The sequence below is a fragment of the Acidovorax radicis N35 genome, assembly GCF_000204195.1.
Taxonomy (GTDB): Bacteria; Pseudomonadota; Gammaproteobacteria; order Burkholderiales; family Burkholderiaceae_C; genus Acidovorax; species Acidovorax radicis.
The window spans coordinates 250,674-265,242 of record NZ_AFBG01000021.1; the positions used below are offsets into that span (position 1 = coordinate 250,674).

Annotated in this window: 14 protein-coding genes; 12 read left to right on the forward strand and 2 right to left on the reverse strand. The window is 64.7% G+C overall.

The genetic code is table 11. From position 1 onward, the window contains the following. Positions 1 to 116 precede the first annotated feature (116 nt). From def to ARADN35_RS0118210, 12 genes are all read left to right on the forward strand, one after another. A complete protein-coding gene (def, locus tag ARADN35_RS0118155) occupies positions 117 to 626 on the forward strand; it encodes a peptide deformylase (protein WP_010464622.1) in 510 nt (169 codons plus the stop codon). Beyond that, positions 626 to 1,132: a hypothetical protein gene (locus tag ARADN35_RS0118160; RefSeq protein WP_010464624.1), complete on the forward strand. Its 507-nt coding sequence runs from the start codon at positions 626 to 628 to the stop codon at positions 1,130 to 1,132. The genes def and ARADN35_RS0118160 overlap by 1 nt, the downstream gene beginning before the upstream one ends. A 29-nt stretch (positions 1,133 to 1,161) precedes the next feature. Next, positions 1,162 to 2,229: a methionyl-tRNA formyltransferase gene (locus ARADN35_RS0118165; RefSeq protein ID WP_010464626.1), complete on the forward strand. Its 1,068-nt coding sequence runs from the start codon at positions 1,162 to 1,164 to the stop codon at positions 2,227 to 2,229. Beyond that, a complete protein-coding gene (locus ARADN35_RS0118170; protein WP_010464629.1) occupies positions 2,226 to 3,050 on the forward strand; it encodes an AzlC family ABC transporter permease in 825 nt (274 codons plus the stop codon). Before ARADN35_RS0118165 ends, ARADN35_RS0118170 begins: the two co-directional genes overlap by 4 nt. Next, entirely contained in the window at positions 3,047 to 3,385 is a 339-nt protein-coding gene (locus tag ARADN35_RS0118175) for an AzlD domain-containing protein (RefSeq protein ID WP_010464630.1), read from the forward strand. The genes ARADN35_RS0118170 and ARADN35_RS0118175 overlap by 4 nt, the downstream gene beginning before the upstream one ends. A gap of 173 nt (positions 3,386 to 3,558) precedes the next feature. Further along, entirely contained in the window at positions 3,559 to 4,758 is a 1,200-nt protein-coding gene (locus tag ARADN35_RS0118180) for a phosphoglycerate kinase (RefSeq protein WP_010464631.1), read from the forward strand. A 209-nt stretch (positions 4,759 to 4,967) separates the two neighbouring features. Continuing rightward, on the forward strand, positions 4,968 to 5,654 hold the full coding sequence (locus ARADN35_RS0118185) for a hypothetical protein (protein WP_010464632.1): 687 nt from the start codon (positions 4,968 to 4,970) through the stop codon (positions 5,652 to 5,654). Further along, positions 5,651 to 6,208, forward strand: a complete 558-nt coding sequence (locus tag ARADN35_RS0118190; RefSeq protein WP_010464633.1) for a FlgO family outer membrane protein — start codon at positions 5,651 to 5,653, stop codon at positions 6,206 to 6,208. Before ARADN35_RS0118185 ends, ARADN35_RS0118190 begins: the two co-directional genes overlap by 4 nt. Before the next feature lie 178 nt (positions 6,209 to 6,386). Further along, the gene (gene pyrF / locus ARADN35_RS0118195) at positions 6,387 to 7,214 is read left to right on the forward strand and encodes an orotidine-5'-phosphate decarboxylase (protein ID WP_010464634.1); all 828 of its coding nucleotides are present in this window, start codon (positions 6,387 to 6,389) and stop codon (positions 7,212 to 7,214) included. A 53-nt stretch (positions 7,215 to 7,267) separates the two neighbouring features. After that, positions 7,268 to 8,164: a LysR family transcriptional regulator gene (locus ARADN35_RS0118200; protein ID WP_010464635.1), complete on the forward strand. Its 897-nt coding sequence runs from the start codon at positions 7,268 to 7,270 to the stop codon at positions 8,162 to 8,164. Between the two features lie 123 nt (positions 8,165 to 8,287). Further along, a complete protein-coding gene (locus ARADN35_RS0118205; RefSeq protein WP_010464637.1) occupies positions 8,288 to 9,271 on the forward strand; it encodes a Bug family tripartite tricarboxylate transporter substrate binding protein in 984 nt (327 codons plus the stop codon). Next, positions 9,268 to 10,269, forward strand: coding sequence for a M14 family metallopeptidase (locus ARADN35_RS0118210; RefSeq protein WP_010464639.1), 1,002 nt, complete (start codon positions 9,268 to 9,270; stop codon positions 10,267 to 10,269). The genes ARADN35_RS0118205 and ARADN35_RS0118210 overlap by 4 nt, the downstream gene beginning before the upstream one ends. A 43-nt stretch (positions 10,270 to 10,312) precedes the next feature. On the opposite strand, the gene ARADN35_RS0118215 is transcribed toward ARADN35_RS0118210, so the two are convergent. Together ARADN35_RS0118215 and ARADN35_RS0118220 are read right to left on the reverse strand one after the other, a co-directional pair. Beyond that, positions 10,313 to 11,431: a helix-turn-helix transcriptional regulator gene (locus ARADN35_RS0118215; protein WP_029414158.1), complete on the reverse strand. Its 1,119-nt coding sequence runs from the start codon at positions 11,429 to 11,431 to the stop codon at positions 10,313 to 10,315. A gap of 246 nt (positions 11,432 to 11,677) precedes the next feature. Beyond that, a complete protein-coding gene (locus ARADN35_RS0118220) occupies positions 11,678 to 14,284 on the reverse strand; it encodes an FG-GAP-like repeat-containing protein (RefSeq protein ID WP_081474668.1) in 2,607 nt (868 codons plus the stop codon). Positions 14,285 to 14,569 lie beyond the last annotated feature (285 nt).

The window sequence follows — 14,569 nt, forward strand, 5'->3', positions numbered from 1 at the left end:
TTACAAAGCTACTTAGATTCTCTGCTCAAGCCCTTGATTCGGCAACGATTATTGGCCTGGAGCGCTGCAGCAGGCCTTAAAAGTGGCGAAAATAGCGACATCTCTTGGCAGCTTTCATGGCAATCCTCCCCATTCTCTGTTACCCGGACCCCCGGCTTCATAAGGTTGCACACCCCATCCAGGCAGTGGACGACCGCATCCGGACATTGGTCTCCGACATGCTGGCCACCATGTACGACGCCCATGGCATTGGCCTGGCTGCCACCCAGGTGGATGTGCACGAGCGGCTGGTGGTCATCGATGTCTCTGAAGAGCGCGACCAACCGCTGGTGCTGATCAATCCCGAACTTGTCTGGACCAGTGCCGAGAAGCACCTCAATGACGAAGGCTGCCTCTCGGTGCCCGGCATCTACGACGGTGTCGAGCGTTTCGATGCCGTGCACGTGCGGGCATTGGACGCGCAGGGCCAGTCCCGCGTCATCGAGGCCGATGGGCTGCTGGCTGTCTGCATTCAGCACGAGATGGACCACCTGATGGGCAAGGTGTTTGTGGAGTACCTCTCTCCGCTCAAGCGCAACCGCATCAAGACCAAGATGATCAAGCAGCAGCGGGGGGCCCGCGAGTGATGCGCCCGGCGCTCTGCACCCTGAGGGGTGGCGGAGTGCTGGCGCTTCTGGCGCTGGTCGTTCAACTGGCGGGCTGTGCGCTGCCTGCCCGCGAAGAGCCCGGCGCCCTGCGCGCCGAGGTGGTCGCCCGGCTGGGGCCGCCCACCGCCACCGTCCCCCTGCCAAGCGGCGAGCGTCTGCTGTACTCCGAACTCCCCGCAGGGTTTGCGGCCTACAACCTCGATTTCGATGCCAGCGGCAGGCTGGTGCGCAACGAGCAGGTGCTGACGCAGACGCGCTTTGAGAACATTCCCGTGGGTGTATGGACTGCCGCCGATGTGCAACGCACCTTCGGCCCCCCCTTGCGCGTGGAGCGCGTGGCACGGTTTGAGGGCGACATCTGGACCTACCGCTTCCGCCAGAACTCCGACCCGCGCCTTGCCCACGTCCATCTGGACCCCCAGGGCGTGGTGCGGCTGGTGATGTTCACGGACGAGCTTCCCAACTTTGACAATACGCGCGACTGAGTGCGCACTTACCTCCCAACATCTGTTTCATGAGAGTCATTTTTGCCGGTACGCCTGAATTTGCCCGTGTGGCGCTGGAGCGGCTGCTGGCCGCGGGGTTCACGGTGCCCCTGGTTCTGACCCAGCCCGACCGCCCCGCCGGGCGCGGCATGAAGCTTCAGGCATCCCCCGTCAAGCAATGCGCGCTGGAGCACGGCATCCCCGTCGCGCAGCCGCGCAGCCTGCGCCTGGATGGCAAGTACCCCGATGACGCAACCGCCGCGCGCGATGCGCTGCGGTCCGTGCAGGCCGATGTGATGGTGGTGGCTGCCTATGGGCTGATCCTGCCGCAATGGGTGCTGGACGCCATGAGCGCCGCACGGCCGCCCGAAGGCGCGAAGGCCCCCTCGGGGGGCAGCGAACCACGCGCAGCGGGAAGCGTGGGGGCGCGTTTGGGATGTCTCAACATCCACGCCAGCCTGCTGCCGCGCTGGCGCGGCGCCGCCCCCATCCACCGTGCCATTGAGTCCGGGGATGCCGAAACCGGCGTCACCATCATGCAGATGGACGCCGGCCTGGACACCGGCGCCATGCTGCTGATGGAACGGCTGGCCATCGCCCCCACAGACACGACCGCCGCCCTGCACGACCAGCTGGCACTCCTCGGGGGCCGCATGATCGTGGAGGCGCTGGAGCTGGCGGCTTGTGGAGGGCTGAAGGCCGTACCCCAGCCCACCGAGGGCATCACCTATGCCCACAAGATCGAGAAGGCAGAGAGCACCATCGACTGGTCGCTGCCCGCCAGGGTGATCGGCCAGCGCATCCGGGCGTTCGATCCCTTCCCCGGGGCCAGCACCGAGTGCGCCGGGGAAACGATCAAGATATGGAACTACGAAATTGATAGCAACAAATCAAATACAGATAAGCGCTACGGCCAAATTTTATCTGTAGACAGCGAGGGAGTAGTGGTCGCCTGCGGCGAGGGCGCGTTGCGACTGACCACCTTGCAGCGCGCGGGCGGCAAGCGGCTGGCGGCGGCGGACTTCCTGCGGGGTTTCGACCTCCGACCCGGCATGGTGCTGGGCACCCCGCCCCCCACGGCGGCGACACCGGCATGAGCCGCAGGGCCGCGATCGGCAGCACGCTGCGCCACCCTTCCTTTCGCGTGGCCGCCATCGACATGGCGGGCACAGCCGTGGGCATCGGGGCCTGGGGCCTGGTAACCGGGGTCGTCATGGTCAAAAGTGGCCTGCCGGTCGGCATCGCCATCTTCATGTCGCTGGTGGTGTATGCCGGCAGCGCGCAGCTCGCCGTCATCCCCCTGATGGCCGTGGGTGCACCGCTGTGGGTGGTCTGGCTGACGGCCAGCTGCGTGAACCTGCGCTTCGTGATCTTCAGCAGCATGTGGCGCAGCTACTTCGTGCATCTGCCGCTGCGCCAGCGCCTGGCCGTGGGCTATTTCAGCGGCGACGTGATCTACGTGGCCTTCATGAAGCGCTTCCCCGAGCCACGTCCCCAGCCCGAGCAGGTGCCCTATTTCTGGGGCGCGGCCACCACCAACTGGCTGGCCTGGCAGGTGCCATCCATCGCAGGCATCCTGCTGGCCAACGCCGTGCCGCTGTCGTGGGGCCTGGGGTTTGCGGGCGTGCTGGCACTGCTGGGTGTGCTGCTGTCGCTGCTGTTCGACCGGGCCACCTGGCTGGCCACCGGTGTTGCCGCCACGGCCGCGATTGCCGCCTTTGCATTGCCGCTCAAGCTCAACATCCTGGTGGCCATTGCCGCCGCGGTCGCCGCCGGCCTGCTGATGGAGGCGGTGGACCGCCGCCGCCACAAACCCGAACTGGTCCTGCTGCCTGCGGACAGTGTGCTGCCGCCCGAAGAGCGCGAGCAGGTCGAGGCGGGCGATGTCGTGCCACTGCGCGAGGAGCGTCATCCATGAACCACTGGTCCTGGATCGAACCCGCCATCGCCATCTTCGGCCTGGCCGTGATCACCGTGGTGTCGCGCTCGTTCTTCATGATTCCCGAACGCGAATTGCCGCTGCCCGACTGGCTCAAGCGTGGGCTCAAGTACGCACCGCTGGCAGCACTGGCTGCAGTCATTGCGCCCGAGATGCTCATGACGAAGGGCGAACTGATTGACACCTTCATGGATGCCCGACTCCCTGCGGTGGTGTGCGCAGCCGCCTACTACTTCTGGCAGCGCGGCATCCTGGGCACCATCGTCGTCGGCATGGTGGTGTACCTGCCACTGCACATCGGCTGGGGCTGGTAGGCGGTGAAGCCCCCCTGAGTCGCCTTTGGCGCCTTCCCCCCGGAGGGGGACGCACCCGGTGGCCTGGCAAAGCCAGTTCCACGGGTGCACTGGCATGGGCACGGGAGCGGCATGGGCTTCGATCACTAAAATGGCGGCGCTGATCCACGTGCCCTCACCAAGCTAACCACTCCATGAACATCCTCCGCTTTTCCGATCTGTGCGCCCAAGGCAAGGCCCAAGGCCAGCGCGTCTTCATCCGCGCCGACCTGAACGTACCCCAGGACGATGCTGGCCGCATCACCGAAGACACCCGCATCCGCGCATCGATTCCCTGCATCCGCCTGGCTCTGGACGCAGGGGCTGCCGTCATGGTGACCAGCCACCTCGGTCGCCCAACCGAAGGTGAATTCAAGCCCGAAGACTCGCTGGCCCCCGTGGCCAAGCGCCTGGCAGAGCTTCTGGGCCGCGAGGTGCCGCTGGTCTCGAACTGGGTGGATGGCGTCACCGTCGCCCCCGGCCAGGTCGTGCTGCTGGAGAACTGCCGCCTGAATGTGGGCGAAAAGAAGAACAAGGAAGACCTGGCCCGCAAGCTGGCCGCGCTGTGCGACATCTTCGTGAACGATGCCTTTGGCACCGCCCACCGCGCCGAAGGCACGACCTATGGCATCGCGCAGTTTGCCCCCATCGCCTGCGCCGGCCCGCTGCTGTCGGCCGAGATCGACGCCCTGACCAAGGCCCTGGCCCATCCTCAGCGCCCACTGGCAGCCATCGTGGCGGGCTCCAAGGTCTCGACCAAGCTCACCATCCTCAAGAGCCTGGCCGACAAGGTGGACCAGCTCATCGTGGGCGGCGGCATTGCCAACACCTTCATGCTGGCGGCGGGCCTGCCCATCGGCAAAAGCCTGGCCGAACCCGACCTGCTGGACGAGGCGCGTGCCGTGATCGCCGCGATGAAGGCGCGCGGCGCCGAAGTGCCGATCCCGACCGACGTGGTCACCGCCAAGGCCTTTGCGGCCGACGCCCCGGCCACCGTCAAGGCCGCCACCGAAGTGGCCGAGGACGACCTGATCCTCGACATCGGCCCCGAAACCGCCGCACGCCTGGCCACCCAACTCAAATCCGCCGGCACCATTGTTTGGAACGGCCCAGTGGGCGTATTTGAATTCGCGGCCTTCGAAAACGGCACCCGCGAAATTGCGAAAGCCATTGCCGAATCGCCCGCCTTCAGCATCGCGGGCGGTGGCGACACCCTGGCGGCCATCGCCAAATATGGCATCGAGAAACAGGTGGGCTACATCTCCACGGGCGGCGGCGCGTTTCTGGAAGTGCTGGAAGGCAGAACACTTCCTGCGTTCGAGATTCTCGAAAAACGCTTCGTTACCATCGCTTGAAATCTGTTACACACGCGAACACAAGCAAATGCAGCCGCGCGTAAGCAAGCACGCCAATCTGTGACCAAAAACAACGAATTGCGTGTGTCTGGGCGCAGTTACCTCATTTTTTTCTTGTTTTTGTTGAGTATCGCGCCCAGAATTATTTTTCAATCGCGTGGGATGTATCTGTTCATGTCCCCGCCTCTCAAAGTCCGTAGGAGGGAATCATGAAATTTTCAAAGGCAGTCAGCTTGGCGGTACTCGCTGGCGCTGTGGCTACTTTGGCGGGATGTGCTTATCGTTCGCCCATTCCCCTGGCGGAGAACTTTGAGCTGACCGTACAACCCAAGGTCCGCTCTGCGGGCCACTGGGAGCTGGTCTCGAACGATGTGGTGGCGCAAACCCTCAGCACGCTCGACAAGTCCGGTGTGGCACCAGGTACGCAGCTGCATGTGGCGCTGCCACCCAACCCCAGCTCGTTTGACCTCGCGTTCCGCGATTTCCTGATCACCAAGCTGGTCCAAAGCGGCGCCCCTGTGCTGCAAGACCCCGGCCAAACGCTCAACGTGACCTACAACACGCAGATCGTCCGCCACAACAGCCCACGCCCCCACTTCATTCCCGGCCAGTTCACCATGATTGCAGCGGGCCTGATGGCCGGCTATGGCCTGCGCCATGAACACCTGGACCTGCAGCTGCTGGCCACGCTGGGCCTGACCTCGCTGGCCGACTACGGCGCCAGCATCAACTCGGGCGGCCCGACCAACACCGAAATGATCCTGACCACCACCGTGACGCGTGGCGGCCAGTACGTGGTGCGCAAGACCGACGTGTACTACCTGGAAAATGCGGACACGCCCCTGTTCATGCGTCCGTCCTATAGGAACGTCAACATGAAGGTAGTTTCGCAATGAAATCCACAGCACTTCTGACCGCGCTGGCCGCAGCGGCCCTGCTGGCTGGCTGCGCCAACAACGGCGCGCCCGTGCGCACGGAACCCACGTACCAGGAAGCTGCCAGCAACCAGTTCCTGACCAGCAGCCAGGATGCCGTGGCCAAGCTGACCGCTGGCTTCGACATGAGCACCATCGGCAGCGGCCCTGTCCTGGTTGCCACGGTGGTCAACGTGAACGACCTGAGCCGCTCGGCCCCTCTGGGCCGCACCCTGTCCGAGCAATATGCCTCGCACATGGCCAGTGGTGGCTTCAACGTCAAGGAAATCAAGCTGCGCGGCGACGTGTTCGTGCGCGAAGGTGCTGGCGAGTTGTTGCTGTCGCGTGAAATCAAAGACATTGCACGCAGCCACAACGCCTCGCTGGTGCTCGTGGGCACGTACTCGGCTGCAGCCAACTACACCTACGTAAGCCTGAAGCTTGTGCGCACCGAAGACAGCCGCATCATCCGTGGCTACGACTACGCACTGCCCAACGACCGTGACGTGCAACGCCTGCTGGCGGTACCGCGCTGAGACTGAGGGAATAGGCTGGACGCTGGCCCACCCCCGAGCAAAACCCCAAAAAGGCCGTTTCGACGGCCTTTTTTGTTGCCTGCGGAATGCCGGGGGACGTACGCTCACGCGTTCTCAACCGCCTCGACAGCCGCAGAACCACGCGGCGGTGCATGCCACCCCACCTAAAATCACGCCCATGACCTTCACCGACATGCTGCGCGACGCCACGGCGCAAAACAACTCCCTGCTGTGCGTGGGCCTGGACCCGGAACCGACGCGGTTTCCTGCCGGGATGCAGGGCGACCCGCACAAGATCTATGACTTTTGCGCCGCCATCGTGGACGCCACGGCCGACCTGGTGTGTGCCTTCAAGCCCCAGATCGCCTACTTCGCCGCGCACAGCGCCGAAGACCAGCTCGAGCGCCTGATGCAGCACATACGTGCCAATGCGCCACACGTACCGGTGATCCTGGACGCCAAGCGCGGCGACATCGGCTCCACGGCCGAGCAGTACGCCAAGGAGGCCTTCGAGCGCTACGGTGCCGATGCCGTCACGCTGTCGCCGTTCATGGGCTTCGACTCCATCGAGCCCTACCTGGCCTACCACGGTAAGGGCGCCTTCCTGCTGTGCCGCACCTCCAACCCGGGCGGCGACGACCTGCAGACCCAGCGCCTGGCCAGCGTCGAAGGCCAGCCGCTGATGTACGAACACGTGGCACGCCTGGCGCAAGGGCCCTGGAACAAAAACGGCCAGCTCGGCCTGGTGGTGGGCGCCACCTACCCGCAGGAAATCGAGCGCGTGCGCGCCATTGCGCCCACGCTGCCGCTGCTGATCCCGGGTGTGGGCGCTCAGGGCGGCGACGCCGCAGCCACCGTGCGCGCCGGGCTGCGCGATGGCGGTCCGATCATCGTGAACTCCTCGCGCTCCATCCTTTACGCCTCGAAGGGCGACGACTTTGCTACGGCAGCGCGCACCGAGGCGCAGCGCACCCGCGCCGTGCTCGAAGCAGCCCGCGTGCGCTGACCCTCGCCGACGGCACCTTCAGCCCCCAACGCTGCGGCACCTGGATCGCCACCATGCAGCTCAAGTGGCTAGAAGATTTCATCGTGTTGGCGCAGGAGCGCAGCTTCACCCGCGCCGCCGAACTGCGGCATGTCACGCACCCGGCCTTCGGCCGCCGCATCCGCGCGCTGGAAGCCTGGGCAGGCACGCCGCTGGTCGAACGCGCCGGTGGCCCGGTCACCCTCACACCCGCAGGACTGAGCTTTCTGGAGACGGCGGGACAGCTGGCGCGCAATTTGGCGCAGTCGCACGAGGAGCTGCAAAGCCTGGCCGGCCGGCAGGCCCGCACGGTGACGCTCGCCACCGGCCGCACGCTGGCACGCACCGTGGTGGCCGACTGGCTGGTGCGCCTGCAGCCCATTTTGCAGGGCGGCGAACTGTGCATCCGCACCCGGGCACTGGCCGACACCGTCGCACTGCTGGAACGCAATGAGGCCGACTTCTCGCTGGTCTACCACCACCCGGCACTGGCGGTGCGGCTGGATGCGCGCCAGTTCATGCATGTAACCGTGGCGTCCGACCGGCTGGTGCCCATCTCGCGGGCGACGGCACAGGGTCAGGCGCTGCACCGCTTCGGGCAGGACCACCTGCCGGTGCCTTACCTGGCCTATGCGCCCCAGCTCGCTCTGGGGCGGCTGGTGGAAGACCATCTGGCACACAACCCGAATGCGCCCCGGCTTCAGCGCGTGGTGGAGTGCGATTCGGCAGACGCACACTACGAATACGTGCAAAAGGGCCTGGGCGTGGCCTGGTTGCCCTGGTCCATGGTGCATGCGGACTGCCTGGCCAAGCGCCTCGCGCCGGCGGGTGATGCGCGCATGGAAGTGCGTTTTGACGTACGCCTGTACCGCCCCAAGCGCCGCCTGGGCCCGCTGGCCGAGGCACTGTGGAAAGCCCTGGCCCAGCGCTGACACCCCGGGTTTGCCCGAAGGGGACGAACCACTTTGGCACAAACTGGTGCCAGTTCAGCACCACAGACACCGGCCCGCCTTTTCACAATGGTTCCACCACAAGAACCCCCACCCGGAGCCCCCATGCGAACCACCCACCCCTTGCCACGCCGCGCCGCCCTGTTGTGCGGTCTGGCCGCCCTGGTTGCCCCTGCGGCCATGGCGCAAGATGCCGCCTATCCCTCCAAGCCCATCACCATCGTTGTGGGCTACCCCCCGGGCGGCAGCACCGACCTGACCGCGCGCACCGTGGCGACCGAGCTGGGCAACAAACTGGGCGTACCGGTGGTGATCGAGAACATCGGCGGCGCCGGTGGCGCCATCGGCGCGCAGAAGGTGGCCAGCAGCGCGCCGGACGGCTACACCCTGCTCGTGGGTGCCAGCAACGAGATCGCCATCAACAAGCTGGTGACCAAGAAGGTGAAGTACGACGTGAAGGACTTCACCGCCATCGGCCTGATCGCCTCGCAGCCGCTGGTGCTGGTGGCGTCCACCGGCGCGGGCGTGAAGAACCTTGCCGAGTTCACGCAGAAGGTCTCCAAGAACCCCGGCAAGTTCAGCTATGGCAGCTCGGGCGTGGGCACCTCGCTGCATCTCGCGGGCGAGATGGTCAAGGAACAGGGCAAGCTGTTCATGACCCACATCCCCTACCGCGGCGTAGCGCCGCTGACCAACGACCTCATGGGCAACAACCTGGAATACGGCGTGTTCGTGCTCTCCAGCGGCCTGCCGCACATCAAGAGCGGCAAGGTGATCGCCCTGGGCACCACCGAAGCCAAACGCTCGGCCGCCACCCCTGACATCCCCGCCCTGGCCGAAACCGCGCAGTACAAGAACGTGGACATCGGCGTGTGGTTTGCCCTCATGGCGCCTGCGAATCTGCCCAAGCCGGTGTTCGACAAGGTGAAGAAGGCCCTGAACGACAGCCTGCAGTCGCCCGACGTCCGCAAGAAGATGGAAGCCACCGGCTCCACCGTCGCGGCCACCAACGTGAACATCGACCAGTACCTGGCTGCCGAAGTGGCCAAGTACAAGAAGATCGTCGAATTCGCCAAGATCGAAGAATGAACCGCAACGACGACCTTCACCGCAGCATGGTGCCACCGCTCACCTTCAAACTGCCTGCGCCCGACATCAGCGCCTGGCGTGCCGGCAACACCGGCACCGAAGGCGTGTGGCACTTCGACTCGGGCCGGCCCGGGCGCCACGCGATGATCAGCGCGCTGGTGCACGGCAACGAGCTGTGCGGCGCCTGGGCGCTCAAAGGCCTGCTGGAGGCCGGCGTGCGCCCGCAGCAGGGCACGCTCACCCTCGCGTTCTGCAACCTTGAAGCGTTTGACCGCTTCGACGCCAGCAGCCACGACGCCTCGCGCTTCACCGACGAAGACCTCAACCGCCAGTGGCTGGACGAGCGCATCGACGCGGCCGACACGGCTGAGCGCCGCCGGGCCGCCGCGTTGCGCCCTTTTGTGGCCCGCGCAGACTGGCTGCTCGACATCCACTCCATGCACGAGCCCTCGGCACCGCTGCTGCTCACCGGCACTCAGCCGCGCAACCTGGAGCTGGCGCGTGCCATGCGCTCGCCCGAACACGTCGTGGTGGACGCAGGCCACAAGGACGGCGTTCGCATGCGCGACTACGGCCGCTTCGGTTGGCTGGACGCCGAGGGTGGGGACACCCGCTCCCTGCTCATCGAATGCGGCTTCCACGGTGACCCCGCAAGCCGCGCGGTGGCGCAGGACCAGTGTGTGCGTTTCCTCGCGCAGTCCGGCGTGCTCAGCGCCGAGGCCTTGGCGCAGCAGTTGCCCGACTGGTGCCTGCCCGATGCGCCCCGCCAGTGGGCGCTGGAAGTGACCGGCCCCGTGGTCGCCACCAGCAGCGCCTTCCGCTTCGTGGCGCCATACACCGGGCTGGAGGTCTTCGAGAAGGCCGGCACGGTGATCGGAGACAACGATGGTGTGCCCGTGGCCACGCCCTATGACAACTGCGTGCTCGTGATGCCCTCGGTGCGGCAGGCCCGCGCGGGCGTGACGGTAGTGCGCTTTGCCCGGCGGCGGCCACTGTAGCAAGCGGCAAGCCCTTGCCAAATGACGAGGGGTTTTGTCGCTGCTACGTCTGCAAATACGCCTGCAGCTCCTTGCGGCTCTGCACGCCCAGCCGCGTATAGATCTGTCGCCGGTGGTAGGTGGCCGTGTTGGCGCTGATGCCCATGCGCTTGGCGATCTGGTCCTCGGGTACGCCACGCACCAGCCAGTAGGCCAGCTCATGCTGGCGCTGCGGCAAGCCCAGCGCGCGCAGCGTGGGCAGAAGGTGCGCTACACGCGCCACACGCTGTGTGATGTGGATGCCCACCACCCGGTCGTTGTGGCTGCCACCTTCCCCGGATCCCGCCGCAGCGGCCATCTGCGTGGCGCGCAGAGAAAACCAACCGCTGGCATTGTTCAGGTCCAGTTGCGGCAGCTCGGGCGCCTGGCCCCAGTCCGTGTTGCCCTCCCCCACCGATCGCATGCGTTCCAATAAAAAGCGCAGCGCAGGCGGCAGCTCACTGCGGCGGTACCAGCGCAGGCCAAAGGCCAACGCCATCAGCCGATCCGCCTGGGGCGACGTCCACAGTAGCCTGCCCTCCGCCGTGGCGACCAGCATGGCGCTGTCTTGCACCACACTGCCCTGCGCATCCATCTCACCGGGCTGCAACGCACGCGCCAGCCACGGTGCGAGCTGTTCCAGCAGGGCGATCTCCCCGGACACAAAGCGCGGCGCGCCGGGCTTGCGGCACAGCTTGAGCGAGCCCAAGCCGCGACCCTGCGGCGTGCGCAGCACCAGGCTCAGAAAATCCTGCCACTCCGAAGGCCGCGCCAGCTCGTTGTAGAAATCGCTGCGAATGAATTCATGGCGGGAGACTTGGAGGATCTGCTCCATCGCCAGCACCCCATGCTCATGGCGCACGGCGGCGGCGAAGTCGTGCAGGCTGTAGCGCACCAGCTTGAGCTCTTGCACCATCATTTGGGGATCGAAATAGCGGTGCATCCACTCGCGCGCGGGCGACGGCTCGATGTACGCATCCAGCACTCCGTCGGCATCGGGGTGAAAGTACACGCCCGTATCGAAGCCGATCAGCTGGTGCAGTTCGTGCAGCACGAGCTCGATGAGCTGGGGGCCGGTGAAATCCAGGCAGGCCATGTGCTGCAGGCGGGCGAGGGCGTGCTGCTGCGTGCGAGAAAGAGACATGGAGGTAGGGCGTGGCAGGTGCGCGCATCCATGCAGCACCTGGCAGCAGCGTAACGCAAGGACGATGGAAATTTCAACGGTGTGAATCGCAGGCACCCGCCCAGACACGCCGTGAACAAACTTCTCGCACTCCTCGCCCTGGCCACCGGCACCCACACTGGCGCGAGCGCCTGCGCACGTTGAAGAACAGCAAGGCGGACACCACTGTGGACGCCTGCGGCCCTCAGTGGTGGCCCCCTGGACGGGTTATCGCCGCATGCGGCGCCGGACGAAGGCCAGCATGGCCAACGACAGGCCCATCAGTGCCAGCGGACTGTTCATGGGCACCGACACAGGGTCGCCGCCCCCGCCAGGCGGGATGGCTCCCGCGGTGTTCGTCAAGTCAAACGTCTGCGTGACAGGTTGCTCCAGCACGGTGTCGTACACCACGGCGCTGACCTGGTGCAAGCCCACCGCGGCGCTAGCGGTGGCCGTGACTTCCGCGAAACCATTGGCATCGGCCAGCGCGCTTTCGGCAGACAGCACCACCCCGCCAGCGGTCGTGAAATAGACACGCACTTGCGGCGTGCTGCTGCCGTCCCAGCCAGTGACTTTCACGCGCAGTTTCTGGGCAAAGGTGGTATTGATCGGCGTGCTTTGGGGGGTACCGCTCACCGTGGTCATGAACTTGGGCAGATCCGCCACGTTTCTCAGCACGCGGTTTTGGGGGCTGACCAACGAACTGCCTTGCACGCTGGCCTTCACCGAGTAGGTGCCGACAAACCCGTTGGCCGTCCCGCTCACCTGTGCGTTGCCCGCAGCATTGGTCACCGCCGTCAGTGTGGAGAAGCTCGCCGTGGCACCCGATACCGGATCGGTCGTGATGGCAAAAACAACCGTTGCGCCTTGCACCGGGTTGCCAAAAAAGTCCTGCACGTGCGCCGTGACAGGTGCCGAGAACGGCTTGGTGACGTACGTCCATTGCGGCGTGGACACGTCAAAGGCAATGGCGGCGGCGGCGCCGGCCGGCGCGGAGTTCGACAGCTTGATCGAGACGCCGGTGGTGCCAGGCGCCGTGGCACTGACACTGTAGGCGCCAGACTTGCCCGTGGCGGTGGCCGAGACCGCCGCGAACCCGTTCGCATCCGTCACTGCGGTGGACGACGACAGCACCACGCGCGACGGTACGCTGGGGCCGCCGAACGTTACCGTGACACCGGCCTTCGGATTGTTCGACGCATCGGTCACCCGCACTTGCAGCGGTGTGCCAAAGGCCGTGTTGACCAGGGTGATCTGGTTGTTGCCTGCCGTGACCGCCAGACTGTCCGTGTTGGTATTGCACAAATTGAAGAGTGGCACATTGCCCAGGCTGGTGATGAATCCCTTCATCTGATAACAACCCATCACGCCATTGGCAACCGGGGTATAGCTAAAGACACCTTGCGCATTGGTGGTGCCCGAGCCAGTGGACGCGATGGGCAGGCTGGGGCCGGGGTTCACCGGGGTAATACTCACCGCCAAGCCCGGCACGCCCACGCCATTGCTGTCGAGCACCTTGATCGACAGGGGTTGCGCAAAAGGGGTGTTGAACACCGTGCTCTGCGGCGTGCCGGTCGTCGCGATGGACGAAGCAGCGAGGGCAATGGTCTCGAAAACAGCAATTTTCCCGGCCCCCGGGCCTGAGGTCACGAGATCGGCGCGGCCATCGCGGTTGAGATCAATGGCAGCGAGCATGCGCGTGACCGAATAGCCAATATGCTCATTCAATACAAAGCTGTGGTTGGCTTGCTGCAACCCCACATAACCATCCGAGATTACGTCCAGCCGGCCGTCACCATTCACATCGGCCACGATGACTCGCCCCATGTCACGGCCACCACCGTTGGAAACCCCCGTGGTGAAAAGCTTGGTGGAAGGCAAGAATATGCCGTTGCCAACGCCTTTGGCCAGCCACACCCCCTGGCCGTAAATGTTCTGCATGAGCAAATCGAGTTTGCCATCTCCATCGATATCAGCGACTTCAATATCGCCAATATTGCCGACACTACCTCCCGCGCCAAGAATCTGCGCTTGGGGCGCAAACGATCCGTTGCCCGCCCCTTTCAGCCATGAAACCGTTCCCCCGCTGACGGCGTCTGAAAAAACCAGGTCGGGCTCCCCATCCCCGTCAATATCGGCCACCTGTGCTTCTCGCACAGATTTATTCATGGACAGTCCGCTGTAGGTCACCTCGTGCTGCCCCACCAGAAGGAAATTACCGAAACCGATATTCTGCAAAACCTCAAAATAAGAGGTTCCACCGAAATTTCCGGGATCGTACACAGCGACAACGATGTCCAATCTTCCGTCATGGTTCAAGTCGGCGAGCATGGGGTTTGAAGCACCATAATCACTCGCATCCGCAAGCCCTGGCCGCTGCGGAACAAAAGCGCTGAAGTCCCCATTGCTGTTGCCTGAGCCCTTCAATACGGATACGCCCAGATTGTCGGTAATCACCAAATCAATCTTGCCATCTCCATCGATGTCGCCAGCGGAGATACCGTTGGCTTTTTGCAGACCGAACACCAGATTATTGAAATCATGCTTCAACGCCAGGCCGCCAATGGGGGTGCCTAGGTAAATGAGAAGCTGGTCGGTTTCGCTGTTGAGAACCGCTAGGTCGGGGTAGCCATCGTTGTTGAAGTCCGCGCTCACTGCGGCAGTCGAAACGTTGGGGGCATTGCTGGCGCTATTGGCCTGCAAATCGGGCGGGCCATAGATATTGGCCGCTTGCGCTGGCAACGCTATTGCGCAGAAAGCGGCGGCTGCAGCGATGCCAGCGGCAGCACGTTTCGCCTTTTGCATCCATCTGCTGGCTATTTGGGGAGTTTTCATGGCTCTTGAATCCGACTGTTTCACTCGAATCAGTTTAGGAAGCCCAGTCCCCCAGCGCCCCACCCCTAGGGATGGGTGCAGCCACAAATCTTCCTGTACTCAGCATCCCCCGAGGTAGCAAGCCAGCGAACAGTTGCGCCAGCGCGCAAAACCAGCCCCCCGCCATCCCACCCTCAGGGGTGGGGCGCCGCGCCGGGGGAATCCATAGACTGGACGGCAGACGCTAAATTGCTCCTAAAAACATAGCTTTTTGTGCTTGATGGACAAGCGCGGGGGCGGTTTTTC

Coding starts and splice junctions, on each gene's coding strand:
- def (WP_010464622.1), top strand. CDS start 117: ATGGCAATCCTCCCCATTCTCTGTTACCCGGACCCCCGGCTTCATAAG.
- ARADN35_RS0118160 (WP_010464624.1), top strand. CDS start 626: ATGCGCCCGGCGCTCTGCACCCTGAGGGGTGGCGGAGTGCTGGCGCTT.
- ARADN35_RS0118165 (WP_010464626.1), top strand. CDS start 1,162: ATGAGAGTCATTTTTGCCGGTACGCCTGAATTTGCCCGTGTGGCGCTG.
- ARADN35_RS0118170 (WP_010464629.1), top strand. CDS start 2,226: ATGAGCCGCAGGGCCGCGATCGGCAGCACGCTGCGCCACCCTTCCTTT.
- ARADN35_RS0118175 (WP_010464630.1), top strand. CDS start 3,047: ATGAACCACTGGTCCTGGATCGAACCCGCCATCGCCATCTTCGGCCTG.
- ARADN35_RS0118180 (WP_010464631.1), top strand. CDS start 3,559: ATGAACATCCTCCGCTTTTCCGATCTGTGCGCCCAAGGCAAGGCCCAA.
- ARADN35_RS0118185 (WP_010464632.1), top strand. CDS start 4,968: ATGAAATTTTCAAAGGCAGTCAGCTTGGCGGTACTCGCTGGCGCTGTG.
- ARADN35_RS0118190 (WP_010464633.1), top strand. CDS start 5,651: ATGAAATCCACAGCACTTCTGACCGCGCTGGCCGCAGCGGCCCTGCTG.
- pyrF (WP_010464634.1), top strand. CDS start 6,387: ATGACCTTCACCGACATGCTGCGCGACGCCACGGCGCAAAACAACTCC.
- ARADN35_RS0118200 (WP_010464635.1), top strand. CDS start 7,268: ATGCAGCTCAAGTGGCTAGAAGATTTCATCGTGTTGGCGCAGGAGCGC.
- ARADN35_RS0118205 (WP_010464637.1), top strand. CDS start 8,288: ATGCGAACCACCCACCCCTTGCCACGCCGCGCCGCCCTGTTGTGCGGT.
- ARADN35_RS0118210 (WP_010464639.1), top strand. CDS start 9,268: ATGAACCGCAACGACGACCTTCACCGCAGCATGGTGCCACCGCTCACC.
- ARADN35_RS0118215 (WP_029414158.1), bottom strand. CDS start 11,431: ATGTCTCTTTCTCGCACGCAGCAGCACGCCCTCGCCCGCCTGCAGCAC.
- ARADN35_RS0118220 (WP_081474668.1), bottom strand. CDS start 14,284: ATGAAAACTCCCCAAATAGCCAGCAGATGGATGCAAAAGGCGAAACGT.